20 protein-coding genes and 1 pseudogene are annotated in these 12,983 nt (G+C 54.2%); 10 read left to right on the top strand and 11 right to left on the bottom strand.

All coding sequences use genetic code 11. From position 1 onward, the window contains the following. Positions 1–73: 73 nt before the first annotated feature. The 3 genes from QJT81_07135 to QJT81_07125 all read right to left on the bottom strand — a co-directional run bounded on the left by QJT81_07135 (position 74) and on the right by QJT81_07125 (position 1,601). On the bottom strand, positions 74–256 hold the full coding sequence (locus tag QJT81_07135; protein WGZ95754.1) for a DUF2892 domain-containing protein: 183 nt from the start codon (positions 254–256) through the stop codon (positions 74–76). Between the two features lie 91 nt (positions 257–347). Further along, positions 348–1,022 carry a Crp/Fnr family transcriptional regulator gene (locus tag QJT81_07130; protein WGZ95753.1) on the bottom strand — a complete coding sequence of 225 codons (675 nt, stop codon included), beginning with the start codon at positions 1,020–1,022 and terminating at the stop codon, positions 348–350. Positions 1,023–1,040: 18 nt separating this feature from the next. After that, positions 1,041–1,601: a TMEM165/GDT1 family protein gene (locus QJT81_07125; protein WGZ95752.1), complete on the bottom strand. Its 561-nt coding sequence runs from the start codon at positions 1,599–1,601 to the stop codon at positions 1,041–1,043. Positions 1,602–1,698: 97 nt separating this feature from the next. Between QJT81_07125 and QJT81_07120 the strand changes: the two genes are divergently transcribed. The 3 genes from QJT81_07120 to QJT81_07110 all read left to right on the top strand — a co-directional run bounded on the left by QJT81_07120 (position 1,699) and on the right by QJT81_07110 (position 3,068). Beyond that, positions 1,699–2,055 carry a hypothetical protein gene (locus QJT81_07120; protein WGZ95751.1) on the top strand — a complete coding sequence of 119 codons (357 nt, stop codon included), beginning with the start codon at positions 1,699–1,701 and terminating at the stop codon, positions 2,053–2,055. Between the two features lie 361 nt (positions 2,056–2,416). Next, entirely contained in the window at positions 2,417–2,668 is a 252-nt protein-coding gene (locus QJT81_07115) for a hypothetical protein (GenBank protein ID WGZ95750.1), read from the top strand. 100 nt (positions 2,669–2,768) lie between these two features. Beyond that, a complete protein-coding gene (locus QJT81_07110; protein WGZ95749.1) occupies positions 2,769–3,068 on the top strand; it encodes a PIN domain-containing protein in 300 nt (99 codons plus the stop codon). Here QJT81_07110 and nifN read toward each other — a convergent pair whose 3' ends face one another. The 4 genes and pseudogenes from nifN to QJT81_07090 form a co-directional block, all read right to left on the bottom strand. Continuing rightward, the gene (gene nifN / locus QJT81_07105) at positions 3,069–3,995 is read right to left on the bottom strand and encodes a nitrogenase iron-molybdenum cofactor biosynthesis protein NifN (protein WGZ95748.1); all 927 of its coding nucleotides are present in this window, start codon (positions 3,993–3,995) and stop codon (positions 3,069–3,071) included. It lies immediately after the preceding gene. Between the two features lie 115 nt (positions 3,996–4,110). Continuing rightward, positions 4,111–5,435: pseudogene (locus QJT81_07100) on the bottom strand (UPF0236 family protein). 120 nt (positions 5,436–5,555) lie between these two features. Continuing rightward, positions 5,556–5,930: a type II toxin-antitoxin system VapC family toxin gene (locus tag QJT81_07095; GenBank protein ID WGZ95747.1), complete on the bottom strand. Its 375-nt coding sequence runs from the start codon at positions 5,928–5,930 to the stop codon at positions 5,556–5,558. Then, positions 5,920–6,171, bottom strand: coding sequence for an AbrB/MazE/SpoVT family DNA-binding domain-containing protein (locus QJT81_07090; protein ID WGZ95746.1), 252 nt, complete (start codon positions 6,169–6,171; stop codon positions 5,920–5,922). The genes QJT81_07095 and QJT81_07090 overlap by 11 nt, the downstream gene beginning before the upstream one ends. Positions 6,172–6,438: 267 nt before the next feature. Here QJT81_07090 and grxD point away from each other — a divergent pair, with 267 nt between their 5' ends. The 6 genes from grxD to QJT81_07060 all read left to right on the top strand — a co-directional run bounded on the left by grxD (position 6,439) and on the right by QJT81_07060 (position 10,923). Then, the gene (gene grxD, locus QJT81_07085) at positions 6,439–6,849 is read left to right on the top strand and encodes a Grx4 family monothiol glutaredoxin (GenBank protein ID WGZ95745.1); all 411 of its coding nucleotides are present in this window, start codon (positions 6,439–6,441) and stop codon (positions 6,847–6,849) included. Beyond that, on the top strand, positions 6,849–8,360 hold the full coding sequence (locus QJT81_07080) for a SagB/ThcOx family dehydrogenase (protein ID WGZ95744.1): 1,512 nt from the start codon (positions 6,849–6,851) through the stop codon (positions 8,358–8,360). The genes grxD and QJT81_07080 overlap by 1 nt, the downstream gene beginning before the upstream one ends. Then, positions 8,357–8,578 (top strand): hypothetical protein, encoded by a 222-nt coding sequence (locus QJT81_07075; protein ID WGZ95743.1) that lies wholly within the window; start codon positions 8,357–8,359, stop codon positions 8,576–8,578. Before QJT81_07080 ends, QJT81_07075 begins: the two co-directional genes overlap by 4 nt. 107 nt (positions 8,579–8,685) lie before the next feature. Continuing rightward, positions 8,686–9,837, top strand: a complete 1,152-nt coding sequence (gene nifV / locus QJT81_07070; protein ID WGZ95742.1) for a homocitrate synthase — start codon at positions 8,686–8,688, stop codon at positions 9,835–9,837. 190 nt (positions 9,838–10,027) lie between these two features. Continuing rightward, positions 10,028–10,267 (top strand): hypothetical protein, encoded by a 240-nt coding sequence (locus tag QJT81_07065; protein WGZ95741.1) that lies wholly within the window; start codon positions 10,028–10,030, stop codon positions 10,265–10,267. A gap of 122 nt (positions 10,268–10,389) precedes the next feature. After that, positions 10,390–10,923, top strand: coding sequence for a hypothetical protein (locus tag QJT81_07060; protein ID WGZ95740.1), 534 nt, complete (start codon positions 10,390–10,392; stop codon positions 10,921–10,923). 11 nt (positions 10,924–10,934) lie between these two features. Here QJT81_07060 and QJT81_07055 read toward each other — a convergent pair whose 3' ends face one another. The 4 genes from QJT81_07055 to QJT81_07040 are packed head-to-tail and all read right to left on the bottom strand — an operon-like array spanning position 10,935 to position 12,426. Then, positions 10,935–11,762 carry a Fic family protein gene (locus QJT81_07055; protein ID WGZ95739.1) on the bottom strand — a complete coding sequence of 276 codons (828 nt, stop codon included), beginning with the start codon at positions 11,760–11,762 and terminating at the stop codon, positions 10,935–10,937. A 4-nt stretch (positions 11,763–11,766) separates the two neighbouring features. Then, a complete protein-coding gene (locus QJT81_07050) occupies positions 11,767–12,009 on the bottom strand; it encodes a toxin-antitoxin system HicB family antitoxin (GenBank protein WGZ95738.1) in 243 nt (80 codons plus the stop codon). A gap of 19 nt (positions 12,010–12,028) precedes the next feature. After that, positions 12,029–12,301 (bottom strand): PIN domain-containing protein, encoded by a 273-nt coding sequence (locus QJT81_07045; GenBank protein ID WGZ95737.1) that lies wholly within the window; start codon positions 12,299–12,301, stop codon positions 12,029–12,031. Beyond that, entirely contained in the window at positions 12,295–12,426 is a 132-nt protein-coding gene (locus QJT81_07040) for a hypothetical protein (GenBank protein ID WGZ95736.1), read from the bottom strand. The genes QJT81_07045 and QJT81_07040 overlap by 7 nt, the downstream gene beginning before the upstream one ends. 229 nt (positions 12,427–12,655) lie before the next feature. On the opposite strand from QJT81_07040, the gene QJT81_07035 reads away from it, so the two are divergent. Then, positions 12,656–12,979, top strand: a complete 324-nt coding sequence (locus QJT81_07035; GenBank protein WGZ95735.1) for a nitrogenase-stabilizing/protective protein NifW — start codon at positions 12,656–12,658, stop codon at positions 12,977–12,979. Positions 12,980–12,983: the final 4 nt, after the last annotated feature.

Raw genomic sequence — 12,983 nt, 5'->3', positions numbered from 1 at the left:
GCTACTATGCAGGCTCGCACTTTTTAACCCCCATGCCCGATCAAAATTGCAGGTCACGGCAGTACGCTCGATGTTACTTTTTACAGGTCGAAATACCCAGCGGCAAATAGGCAGGACACCACCCAAGCAAGCCAGTCAGCAATGGCACTACACCCACCGCCCCCCACCAGCTTTGGTAGTACACACCCAGCGCGATCATGATCAGACCTGCGATAATACGCAGCATTTTATCAGTGGAACCAACATTGCATGTCATGGTAAAAATCTCCTGCTGCCTTGCAGCCTGTAATAACGACAGCCCATGATGGCAAACGGCAATGCGCCCCGTCTGTAACAAAGTCACGTAACTACAGGATTTGCACCTTGCGTTGTAAACCTGCCCGATCCTGCACTGTCAGCGTTCCACGGCTCAGGGCAAGCAGGTTTTCCCGCTCGAAATCTTTCAGGATGCGGCTGACTACTTCACGCGCGGTACCCAATTCCGAAGCCAGTTCCTGATGGGTAACAGCAAGCTGCACCTGTTGTGCATCCAGTTTCAGCAAATATTCTGCCAAGCGCACATCGACGCGACGAAAGACCACTTCATTCAGCGTCGTGATCACATCCGCCAACCGCTGCGACATCAGGCCAAACACATAACCGCGCCACACCTCATGTTGCGCCACCCACTCACGTAGCCGGACGGCGGGAATGACCGCAACCTGCACCGCCTGTTCCACCACCGCCAGCGCCGGGAAACGGGTCTGGCTGAGGATGCAGGAAGCGGTCAAGATGCAACTGTCATTGCGCCCAATGCGGTAAAGGGTAATTTCCCGCCCATTTTCGCCCACCTTGTATACGCGCACGCTGCCGGATAGCACGATGGCGAGTTGCGGGCAAATATCGCCTTCCCTGCACACATGCTGCCCCGCCGGGATGCTGGCAAAACCGATGTGCGGCTGGAAGCTGGCACAGGCTTCTTCCCCCAATACCGCCAGAAACGGGAATGCCTCGGCAAAACGGAATGCACTCAAACCAGACATGAATACCCTCGGTAACACTTAGCCAAACAATGCAAACACACCCAGCATAGCAAAAATCGCGGCGGCAATCCCATGCACCCACTTCAGCGGCAAATTGCCCGCCATCTTATCCCCCAGCAACACCGCCGGAACGTTGGCAATCATCATCCCCAGCGTTGTACCGGCAACCACCCAGAACAAAGAAGCGTATTGTGCCGCCAACGCCACCGTCGCAATCTGGGTTTTATCCCCCATTTCCGCGAGGAAAAACGCCACCACGGTTGCGCCGAAAATGCCGTAGTGCGTAGCATCCACCTTCACATCATCGTCATCCAGCTTGTCGGGGATCATGATCCACACCGCCATTGCCAGAAACGATAAACCCAGAATCCAGCGCAAGGCATTTTCACCCAGCAAAGTTGTAACCCACGCGCCAATTGCACCCGCACCTGCATGATTCAACAAGGTAGCAACCAAAATACCGAGAATAATGGGAATCGGGCGACGAAATTTTGCCGCAAGCACCAGCGAGAGTAGTTGGGTTTTATCGCCGATTTCAGCGAGGGCAACAATGCCGGTTGAGACAAGAAAAGCTTCCACAGCGAATATCCCGTAAAAGGGGCTGATTCAAACAAAGACGAGGAGCCGTGTCTAGTGAAGAATCCCTGTCTGGGTAATACGCGCCGATGCCGAGCATTTGCGCAGTGGCGATGCAGGTATTCGCCGTAAACGTTGGTATATCGAGGGTTACGAACGCTTCAACGAAGATGGCACACTGCGAACCTGCGTACCCAAAGGCATTGAAATCCGCACCACTATCCATAACAGCATTCAAAGTACCTTGAACGAATTGCAGGACAGTTACACCCTGTTGCTGGAGATGGCGGCGCGTTATGGCTACCGCCCTGCCCCAGTGAGCTTCAACCCAGAACAGGTAAAATTTACCCCCAACCCGCCGCTGAATGCGTTTGAGCACGAACAACAGCGCAACGAATCGCCCGAAGAACGCGATACTGCCCACATCCCCATGCTCACGTATGGGGTCAGGGCGTAAATCGCAAACGATTCCGCCGCGCCGAAATGCTGGTCAACGTGCTTCATATTGGTGGATGCAAACGCAACTTTAATGGCTGTTTCCATGAAGTGTTCCTCAGTGTCTTGTCCGAGAACTGTGAGCCGCCGTGTCAGAGCCGCCATAGCTGCTTACCTCGTAATCGTGTTTACAGGGATGTTGCAAGGGGTATGCCAGTTATCCAAGTGATTGTTAGTAATGGGTTGTTTGGTTTTGCAGGTTGTCGGGAATGCGACAATGGCAGGAGGCTTATGGGACATGTCTGACATCTGCTGATTCTGGAGAGAGTGCTAAACTGCTGGTAACATGTCAGGTAAGCGCACTAAAAAATCAGGAATATTTTATGAATATACAAACAGTTGAAAACATCTTACATGAAGCAGAACGCCTGACCTTCAGTGAGCAATTGACGCTGATCCAGCGGTTGCTAGATGGTTTGCGGAAAACCTCAACGCCTGTCACGCAAACAGGCGAACTATCAACGCAACAACGACTGAAGCAAGTGCTGGCAAAACCTGCACGGCGCAAACTGAAGTCGCTGCAACTGGATACCCGTGGTTTCCGCTTTAATCGGGAAGAAGCCAATGAGCGATAGACCCTTTTTTCTCGATACCAATATCCTCATCTACGCCAACACTGCCCAAGATCCAGCCAAATAGGAAATTGCCCAACGCTTGGTTACATCGGGAGACACCATGACCAGTGCGCAGGCACTCAATGAATTTTGCAACGTGTTGCGCCGGAAATTCCCCGACAAGTTTGCGGAAGTCGAAGCAGTTTTACAGGATATTCAAGTAGATGTGGAAGTCGTGCCGCTCACTGCGGAGATAACAAAACGAGCAGTTGCCATCTCCAAACGTTACCTGCTGAGTTTTTACGACAGCCTGATTTTGGCTGCTGCCTCTGAATACGGCTGTAGTGCTGTATTGAGTGAAGATCTGCAACACGGCTTTAAGCTAGATACAGGGCTGATGGTAATCAACCCATTCCTTTAATCAATGCCGCGCCTGCACCCCTTCCCCATCCCGCTTCTGCGCATAAATCGACTGATACGGGTGAATTTCGCCCTTCTCCAGCGACAGCAAAATATTGGCAATGTCGAACAGCGTTTGGCGTGTTCCCGTATACCCAATCCACTGCCGCTGATACCCACCCAGCAAGTCGTATTGCGGGAAACCTGCACGTAACAGCGGAATACTCGGCCGCAATGCGGTTTCCTGCCCGTGCGAATTACAAATCAGCACTTCGGCTTCATTGGCTTCCGCCGCCTTTTCCAAATCTTCCAGATCGCCGATATGCACCTTGTCGGCGGCGATGTGCTTGAGAATCGGCGCATTCGCCGGAGCAACCGCCGCCACGGTATACGCGCCGTTTTCCGCCAGCAATTGCGAAAAGGCATTGAGCAAATCCGGGTCAGCGGCAATGGCAAAGCGCGACAGGCCGAGCATGAAGTGCGTATCCAGCATCGCATCCTGCAATTGCGCCCGTTGGCGTTGCAGCTTGGGCGGCACAGGTTCGGCGGAAAGCGTGTGCAGGGTATGGACAAACTGGTCGTTCACCGCCAGCCCCATCAAATGGTCGAAGCGGTAATCCGGCACACCCGTTTTCTGGTGCAAGGTATCCGCCGCCGCCGTCAACGACGCGCCAATCACCAACGTTGCCAGCGAATCGCCCAGCGTTGCCATTTCCGACACCAGCGTGCCGCCGATGGTCAGCGGGCTGACGTCTTCATCCGGCAAATGCCCATCAAGCGAATCCGACAAATCGGGGATCACCACCGGGCGCAGGCCGAACAGTTCGATGGTGTCTTTCAAGGCTTCCAAATCGCCGGGGGTCAGCGAGGCATTCACCAGTACATTGACCTGACGCGGACGTTTACCGGGTTGCGTACCTGCGGTAGCGGCATCGGGGAGGTAAAGCAAAGGCTGTGCCAGATGCTTAATGCTTTGTTTTTATAGTAATTGTTTGCTGGCTGATTGTGGGAAATGCTACAAATCGTTAATCAAGTAGGGGGTGTGAACAAAAGTGCGGTAAACCTCATGCCGCCTCAGCGGTGTTTCGCCAATAATGCTTCCATTGCTGGTTTCCCCGCATGACCCTCAACGCCAACATATCCGCCGCATTATCACTTTTCCACCATGCCCCCGATTTTTTTAAGCGTTGCTGGATGATGTAACGGTGTGCACTTTCTATTTCGCCCGACCCCACGGGCAATCCGAGGGATTTTGCTGTCGGGTAATCCAGTTGCTCAATGCGGTTGCTCAGGTAACGGTGACAAGCTCGTACTGGGGCGTTACTGTCTTCTACCGTTTCTGCTTCGAGGAAAGGTTTCAGTGTGTCGATGACCGCTTGAGCTTGACCATCCTGTAGGGCTTTTTTCTGTTTGGCAAACCATTTATCCTTGTCCTTGAGGCATGAACAGCTTGCGGATGCTGCTGATAGGTATTCACAAACATGATAAAAATCAATCAGGTAATGTCCTTGTGTGCCAAATTGTTCATCCACTTGACGGTTGATCCAGCTTGCCCCATCACCCACCGCATGGAGGAACGTGCTTTTTCCAAATCCAGCACGGCAGGCGGTGTCGAATAAGATTTTTCCAGCATCTTCTACCGTGCCACCGAATATTGCGCCAAACGTTGGCGTAGCACTGCCTTTGGCGTGGGCAAGACACAGGCGGGCTTCTTTCCAGCTTTCCTTTTTGCCTTTGCGCTTGTCGGGGGCTGTTTCGTCAATCTCGACGATGGGGATCATGCTGCCGTCCATTTCGGCAATGACATAGGCTTTTCCCAACGTGCTTGGATAGTCTTTTATCAACACTTGGGATTCATGGATGCGTTTGGCGTGACCTTCGGTGATGTGTCGGATGCTGCTGGATGCCAGCCGTATCCCGTAATGTTCTTCTAATTTATCAGGCACTTGAGCAAATGAACAGTCCGCCCCAAAGTCCGTCACCGCCCGTTGCAGCGGGAGCGAACAGCCTCGGCAAACAACCTCGGCACTCTGGCTAAAGGGGCGGACACGCTTGCCGGGAATCCGGTAGACCGGTTCGCTTATGTGGATTTTTCCGTAGGTCGTGTGCCAATGACAGTTTTTTTTCCACTCTTTACATACTTCCCAATGCCTTCTTCACAGGCTGGGGCTGTGCATTTTTCTACACGTTTGTTTGCCCATGCAGTGATCGCATCATTTCCCATTTGGCGCAGTTCTTCTATCACCCGCTGTTCGGCGTCTGCTGCTTTGATAATGTCATCACCGGCATTTTCAACCACCTCGATTAGCCCTTCCATCCGAGCTTTTAATGCGGGGTTGCGGTTCAAGGCTTCTAAAAGTTTTTGGTCGCGGGAGCTAACTGTCAACATGGGAAAGTCCTTTTTCTCTGGTTTTAGGGGATGCCATCTTAGTCTACAGGACACCGCACTTTTGTTCACACCCTCAAGTAGGGGGATTCGTGACAGGACACAACATTTTCACATAGGTGTTTACCGAATGACATGAATGGTAATGGGCAGCGCCATTTCCTGCCAAATTTTGTCCGTGGTCATTACATCCATTTTGCGATCAATGCCTGTCGCAATGCAGGCGCGGTCAGCGAGTGACAGGCCAAAGGGTTTGGCTTGTTTCCAAAGGCTTGCGCCGATTTCGGCTTGGTCGATGCTGAGCGGCATGATTTTTAAGCCGGTTAACTCTATTTCGGCACGAATGTCCGCTGCGTCCGGGTCATGCACCGAGAGTTTCTGAATCACTTCCGACCAGTTGACAGTATTGATAATGGAGCGGTGCAGCACAGCCTGCACGTTGTCCGCACCTGGCTCGTCCTGTAGCAAGGCCAGCAGCGCCGAAGCATCAAGAATCATGGTTTTCCTTTGCCGCTTCCTGACGACGTTCCTGAATCAGCTCATCCGCTAGGCTCACAGACACGTTGCGGAAACGGTTTTGCAGTTTTTTCACAATATCGACGGGTTTTTCTAGGATGATAGATTCATTTTCAAGCCTCAGGCGTAAGCGTTGCCCCTCCTGCAAATTCAGGGCTTTACGCATCGCCATCGGAATGACGAGACGACCATTTTGTCCAATGGCGATGGTGCATTCTTGCATGACTGTTACCTTGGAAGATTTGCTTAGATTGTCTTTTAAAGATAGTGGTAAATATACCTATTGGCAAATAAATCTTTTGCCAATGATTACTTGCATGGCTGGCGATAAACAGCTTGCAGCAGTATCGTGAACCCAACAAATCGTCCTGAACCCACCATTCAAACGACCGCAAAAAAAATCACAGGTGATTGATAAAAAGTGGAAAATTCAGGCTGGCACGTTTCCTGCTTTAACCCTGTTTATTCGTTCACCTGACAGGAACACACCATGAGCAGCAACAAAACACTGGACAAAATCCAGCAGCAAGTCACCGAAAACGCGGTAATGATTTACATGAAAGGCACGCCCGACGCGCCCGAATGCGGCTTTTCCGGCAAAGCGGTCAGCTACCTGAAAAAAACCGGGGTGGAATTCGCCTACGTCAACGTGCTGAAATCACCCTTCATCTACGAATACTTGCCGCGCTTTTCACACTTCCCGACCTTTCCGCAAGTTTTCGTTGGCGGCGAATTGATCGGGGGTAGCGACATCGTGGAAGAGCTGTACAACAGCGGTGAATTGCAAACCCAACTCGCGGCACTGGTAAAACAAGGGAAACTGCCAGAACCCAGCGTTTCCGCTACCATCAGCAGTGAACCGGCAACCGCCGCTAACAATCTGGTACAACTCACCCTGTAATGGACACCACGCAAACGGTACGTGCCTACCACGAACGCACCAAACACCGACTGGATGCCTACGCCAAAGGGCCGCAGTATCTGGACTGGGATCAACAGCCGAACCCGTTCCGGCGGTTTGCTGGCGCGGATGTGGTGGAGTTGCCGTTGGAAGAAAAGGGGGGGATTGCAGCATTACTGCAACTCTCCCTCGGTCTATCCGCGTGGAAACAATACGGCCCTGACCGCTGGGCATTGCGTTGCAACCCATCCAGCGGCAACCTGCACCCCACCGAAGGCTACGTTATCGCCAACGGTATCGACGGGCTGGGCGATGCTGTTTACCACTACGCCCCCCACGAACACGCACTGGAATTACGCGGCAAATTGGCTGACAGCGATTCCCCGCCCCAACTCCTGCTTGGCTTGAGCAGCATCGCGTGGCGCGAAGCGTGGAAATACGGTGAACGTGCTTTTCGCTACGTGCAACTTGATGCCGGTCACGTGCTGGGCGCAATCCGCTATGCCGCCGCTGCCATCGGCTTACAGGTAGAACTACTCCCCGTCACCGATACCGAAATCGCCACTTTATTAGGACTCGACCGGACGGACGATTTCACCGGCGCAGAAGCCGAACACCCCGACATGCTACTCCGCATTCACACAGGTTCTGCCGCCCCCTTCCACCTCCCCACCGTCACCCAATGGCACGGCAAAGCCAACGCACTAGGCGGCCTCCCCAAATACAACTGGCCAATCATCGAAGAAATAACCACCGCCACCGTATCTACCCGTAGGGGCGTATTGCATACGCCCTCTTCACTCGCAACAACCATCCCCCAACCCAACCTAATCCCGCTTATCCGCCAACGCCGCAGCGCCCAAGCCTTCAGCGGCAAAACCAGCACCCTACCCCGCGACACTTTTTACGCGATGCTGTCTGCCTTACTGCCTGCCAACAATCCCGTGCCGTGGGATGTATGGACACTGCCCATTCGCCTCCACCCAGTCTTATTCGTACATCGTGTCGAAGGCTTACCCGCTGGCCTATACGCCCTGCCCCGCCATGCAGCAGCCGCAACGACTTTGCGCTCTGCGATGAACCCCGATTTCCGCTGGCAAACCCCAGAAGGCTGCCCCGATAACCTGCCGCTGTTCCACCTGCTGGAAGCCGATGCCCGCAAAGCCGCCCGCACGCTTTCCTGCCACCAAGACATCGCCTCCACCAGCAGTTTCAGCCTCGGCATGTTGGCAGAATTCGACGCAGGTCTGGCAGAAGGCGCACCCGTTTACCGCCACCTTTACTGGGAAGCAGGCTTAATCGGGCAAGTTCTCTACCTGCAAGCCGAAGCCGCCGGAGTACGCGGCACAGGCATCGGCTGCTTCTTCGACGACAGCGTACATGAAGTATTGGGGCTGCAAGATACCCAATTCCAAAGCCTCTACCACTTCACCGTCGGCAATCCCGTCATCGACACCCGGCTGGAAATGTTGCCCCCTTATTCCCACCTACCCAAAGAACGCCAGCCATGACCGCAGCCGAAGAACTCGCCGACCTGAAAACCCGCATCGCCACGGTATTCGCCCAACGCGAAAGCCTCAAACAAGCGATGGGTGAAGGCAAAATGCCACCTCGCCAAGGTTTCCAAGCACTGGAAAGCGTGGATGCGGAACTTTCCGCGCTGGATTTGCGTTTCAAGCAGTTGTGGGATGCGCAACAGGCTACTCCTAATGACTTGTCGCAAACCTAACAGCCATTATCTATGATAAAACGAAAACACAATTAATAACAATAAGATAAGGCATCTGGCACAAGACTTGCTGATAACAGCCCAATAGCATCAGCAAGGCGAACACCATGCACCACAGCAAGCGTTTCATCACCATCAACGACACCACCCTGCGCGACGGCGAGCAGTCCGCAGGCGTGGCTTTTTCCCTCACGGAAAAGCTGGCGATTGCACGCGGGCTGGATGCATTGGGCGTACCCGAACTCGAAGTCGGCATCCCCGCGATGGGCGAGGAAGAACGCGACTCCATCCGCTCCGTTGCTAGCCTTGGCTTGAATGCGCGGCTGATGGTGTGGAGCCGGATGCGCCGCGACGACATCCTGCTGTGCCGTGATTTGGGGGTGAACATGATCGACATTTCCATCTCGGTTTCCGACCAGCAAATCACCCACAAACTCAAGCGTGACCGCGCTTGGGTATTGCAGCAAATCTGGGCGCACGTACAAATCGCCAAAGATTTGGGCGTTGGCGTGTGCGTCGGCGGGGAAGACGCTTCCCGCGCTGACCGCGATTTCCTGCTGCAAGTGCTGGCAACGGCACAAGCGGCAGGCGCACAACGCTTCCGCTTCGCCGACACGGTGGGCATCCTCGAACCGTTTGCCACCCACGACTGGATGACATCGCTGCGAGCGCATACCGACATGGAAATCGAAATGCACGCCCATGACGACCTCGGTCTTGCCACTGCCAATTCTCTCGCCGCTGCCCGTGCGGGTGCTACCCACATTAATACCACCGTCCACGGTCTTGGTGAACGTGCTGGCAATGCACCGTTGGAAGAAGTCGCGCTGGGCTTGGGGCGTTTGTACGGGCTGGACTGCGACGTTAACTTGAAACGCTTCCCCAAACTCTCCTTGCTGGTGGAAAAAGCCTCCGGTCGTCCGGTCGGCTGGCAAAAAAGTCTGGTCGGCGAAGGCGTGTTCACCCACGAATCCGGCATCCACGTCGATGGCTTGCTGAAAGATTCGCGCAATTACCAAGGCGTCGACCCAGCGGACATGGGGCGGCACCACCAACTGGTGCTGGGCAAACATTCCGGTAGCCACGGGGTGCAACGTGCCTACGCCCTGCTTGGCGTACCGCTGGAGCATGAACAGGCCGAAGCCATTCTTGCGCTGGTACGGCGTTTTTCCACCCAACACAAACGCCCACCGACAGCGGACGATTTGCAGCAGTTTTTGCAACAGACATGTGTGGCGGAGGTGGGGATATGTCATTAGAAATACCCGGATTACCCCCCACCCTAACCCGTCCGGCGGCTCAATCGCCGCGCTTCGCCCCCCGCAAGGGGGGAGGGAACAAGAGTTCCGCCCCTCATTCTTCCTCTTCGCCCCCTTCACCCCTTGCGGGGGAAGGGCTGGGGATGGGGGGGTCTCCCTTTGGCAATTAATCACCGAAGACATCACCTGCGTGTTCCAGCGTGACCCCGCCGCCCGTTCGCGCTGGGAAGTTGCCACGCTCTACCCCGGCATTCACGCGGTCATGTTGCAGCGCATCGCCCACAGCTTGTGGAAGCGCAACTGGCGCTATTTCCCGCGTTTCATTTCGTACTTCGCCCGCTTCTGGACGAATATCGACATCCACCCCGGTGCGAAAATCGGGCGACGCTTTTTCATCGACCACGGCGCTTGCGTGGTGATGCTTGCCTGAACAAGAAGACGACAGCGCGGAATGCCATCATTGCGATGCCCGTGATCTGTGCGACGACGAATTACCTAACACACCCATCACCGAACATCCGATTCACTTTAAAAAATCAGGGGACTAACATCATGGATTTGCAGGATTTTGAAGCCGAAGACCTTTATTTCAACGCCGCCATCGACCCGGAGGTTGCCGCGCTTCTGGAGGAAGCTGCCAGCCTTTACCCAGAACCGGAGGCCGAAACCCTGCTACTTCGCGCTTATTTCCTCGCCCCCGAAGATTTGAACGTACTGGTCGCGCTGTACCGCTATTTCTACTACCAGCACCGCCTTCGGGATGCGCTGAACGTGGCACACAAAGCCATCGCCGTCAGCGGCAAACGCCTGCACTTGCCGGAAGACTGGCGGCATTTAACCCGCTTGCATCTGGGGCAAGGCGTGCTGGTTTCCATGACCCTGACGCGCTTCTACCTGATGGCGCACAAAGGCGCGGGCTATCTGGAAATGCGCTTGGGGGAACTGGCGGATGCGGTCGGGCGGCTGCAAACGCTCGTGGACATTGATAGCAATGACCGGCTGGGTGCGAAGGCGTTGCTGACGCTGGCGCAGGAGCATTTGTATGAGCAGCAAGGGGTGGCGGTGTTGCGTAGGGCTGCGGGTTAATTCCTCTTGGACTAACGCAATTCCGCCAGAATCACCCGCTGCGTATCCAGCATGGAGTCAGCGATGAAATCCAGAAACGGCTCAATATCCCCCCTATCCGCTGCTGCCAAGGCTTGTAGGTAAATCCGCCGTTTGGTGGTGCGCACAATCACGGGGGTATAACCTTGTATCAGCAGGATCAGGTTCATCAGTATCCGCGCCCCACGCCCGTTGCCATCATCGAAGGGATGAATCCGCACCATGTTGTAATGGGCAATTCCCGCCACCGTGACCGCATGAAGCTGGCTCAAATTTGCGTTCACCCAGTCACACAATTGCTGCATTTCCAGCGGGACTTGTAACGGTTCGATGTAATGGTGGATTGAACCGTCTTGTTGCAACACATGGTTCGGCTGCGATTTGTATTGCCCTGGTGTGGCGGGCTTTTGTACCCGTTGCCCTTGGGAATTCAGTGCAGGGGTAGATTGCACACCAGCCAGCAATAAGGCATTGAGTTCCTTAATCAACCCTTCGCTAATGGCGCGTTTTTGTGCTACCACGTCAAACAGCAGGTCGATGGCTTCGGCATGGTTGCGAGCATCGAGAAAGTCCTTGAACGGTTTGCCCTCTACCGTCAGCCCTTCCTGCAAAAAGAAGATGGTTTCGCCAAGCGTCAATGTGCTGCCTTCGATGGCGTTGCTGTCATACGTCCATTCGGCGCGAAGCTTTTGCTGGATGGGTTGCCAGCGGTCAGGTTGTTGCGCACGCAAACGCTGGATGTCGGCTTGCGCGGCATCAATGGCTGCCAGTTTGCTGGTCAACTGGGCGGAGGTCTGGAACTTGTAGGAAGGGTTTTGCATATGTCTAGTTGAGAATTTCATCACCGGGCATGGGGGGAACATCCGCCACACGGTCAAGAATGCGCTTGAAAGCACTCAAGTCTGCCCGTGCTGCCCGCTGGAGAATCAGGTTTTCGGCTTCCAGCACCGCCAGCTTTTCGGCAATGGCGGTGATGAACAGTTGGTTCATGGAAACGCTGTCACGTTTGGCGGTTTTACGCGCTTGCTTCAACAGGGAGTCTGGCAGGCGCAGTGCGTATTGGCTCATGGTTACACCTCTCGTTGTTTCAGGTTGCGCAGGCATTCGCTGGGGTAATCGTAGCGACATTCCAATGCGAGGCTGCGGGTTGAAAGTCTTTTACATTGAAGGTCACAATGGCTTCTGCCATGCCGTTCACGGCGAGTTCCAGCACCATATCGTCTTTTGCATCAGTCAGTTGTGGTCGCCACAGGTAATGAATCAGGATTTCGTTACCACGCAGGCACAAGACATCCAGCACAGTATCCACTTCGTCAAGCGTCAAATTTGTCGCTGCTAGGGTATCCGGCCTTTTCAGCACATCCTCGGCACAGACAACAAAAACGGCAGGTTGCCTTGCCAAATGCGTTGCAAAAACTGGAAGGATGCGCCATGTTTGGAACGGAATCCGGCAATGATGACATTGGTATCAATCACAAGTTTCATATGGTATGTGATATTACCTTGTATCGCTGAAGCTGCCAAGAAAAGGGCAAAAGGTCATCATGCACGTTACGGTTTAATGTTCTTTTCCCCACAATCCCCGACCGCCCGTCCCTGTACCAAATCCGACACACCCCCACACCAATAACACCCAAACCACTGAATAACAAATAATTCTCCAACATGGCACGCCCTTTGCTTGATCTTCCTCATTTGGCACAAGGAGTACGACATGACCGATACCGACCTCACCCTCGACCTCGAAGAACTGGTCAGCGCGGAAGACTTCCTCAACTACTTCGACATCGCGTTTGACCAGACCGTGGTGCATGTCAACCGCCTGCACATCCTGCAACGCTTCCACAACTACCTGACGAAAGAGCCGAAACCAGCGGACGACGATGGCTTGCGTGAGCAATACACCCGCCTGCTCACCAAAGCGTATACCGACTTCGTGGGTTCGGATGCCAAGACCGAAAAAGTGCTGAAAATCTACCGCATGAACGAACCGCAAACCGCTTTCGTCCCGCTGGAAAGCCTGTTCGGGAAGGGGTAACGCC

The sequence above is a fragment of the Candidatus Thiothrix putei genome (genome assembly GCA_029972225.1).
Taxonomy (GTDB): domain Bacteria; phylum Pseudomonadota; class Gammaproteobacteria; order Thiotrichales; family Thiotrichaceae; genus Thiothrix; species Thiothrix putei.
This window is presented reverse-complemented; position numbering and strand designations above follow the sequence as displayed.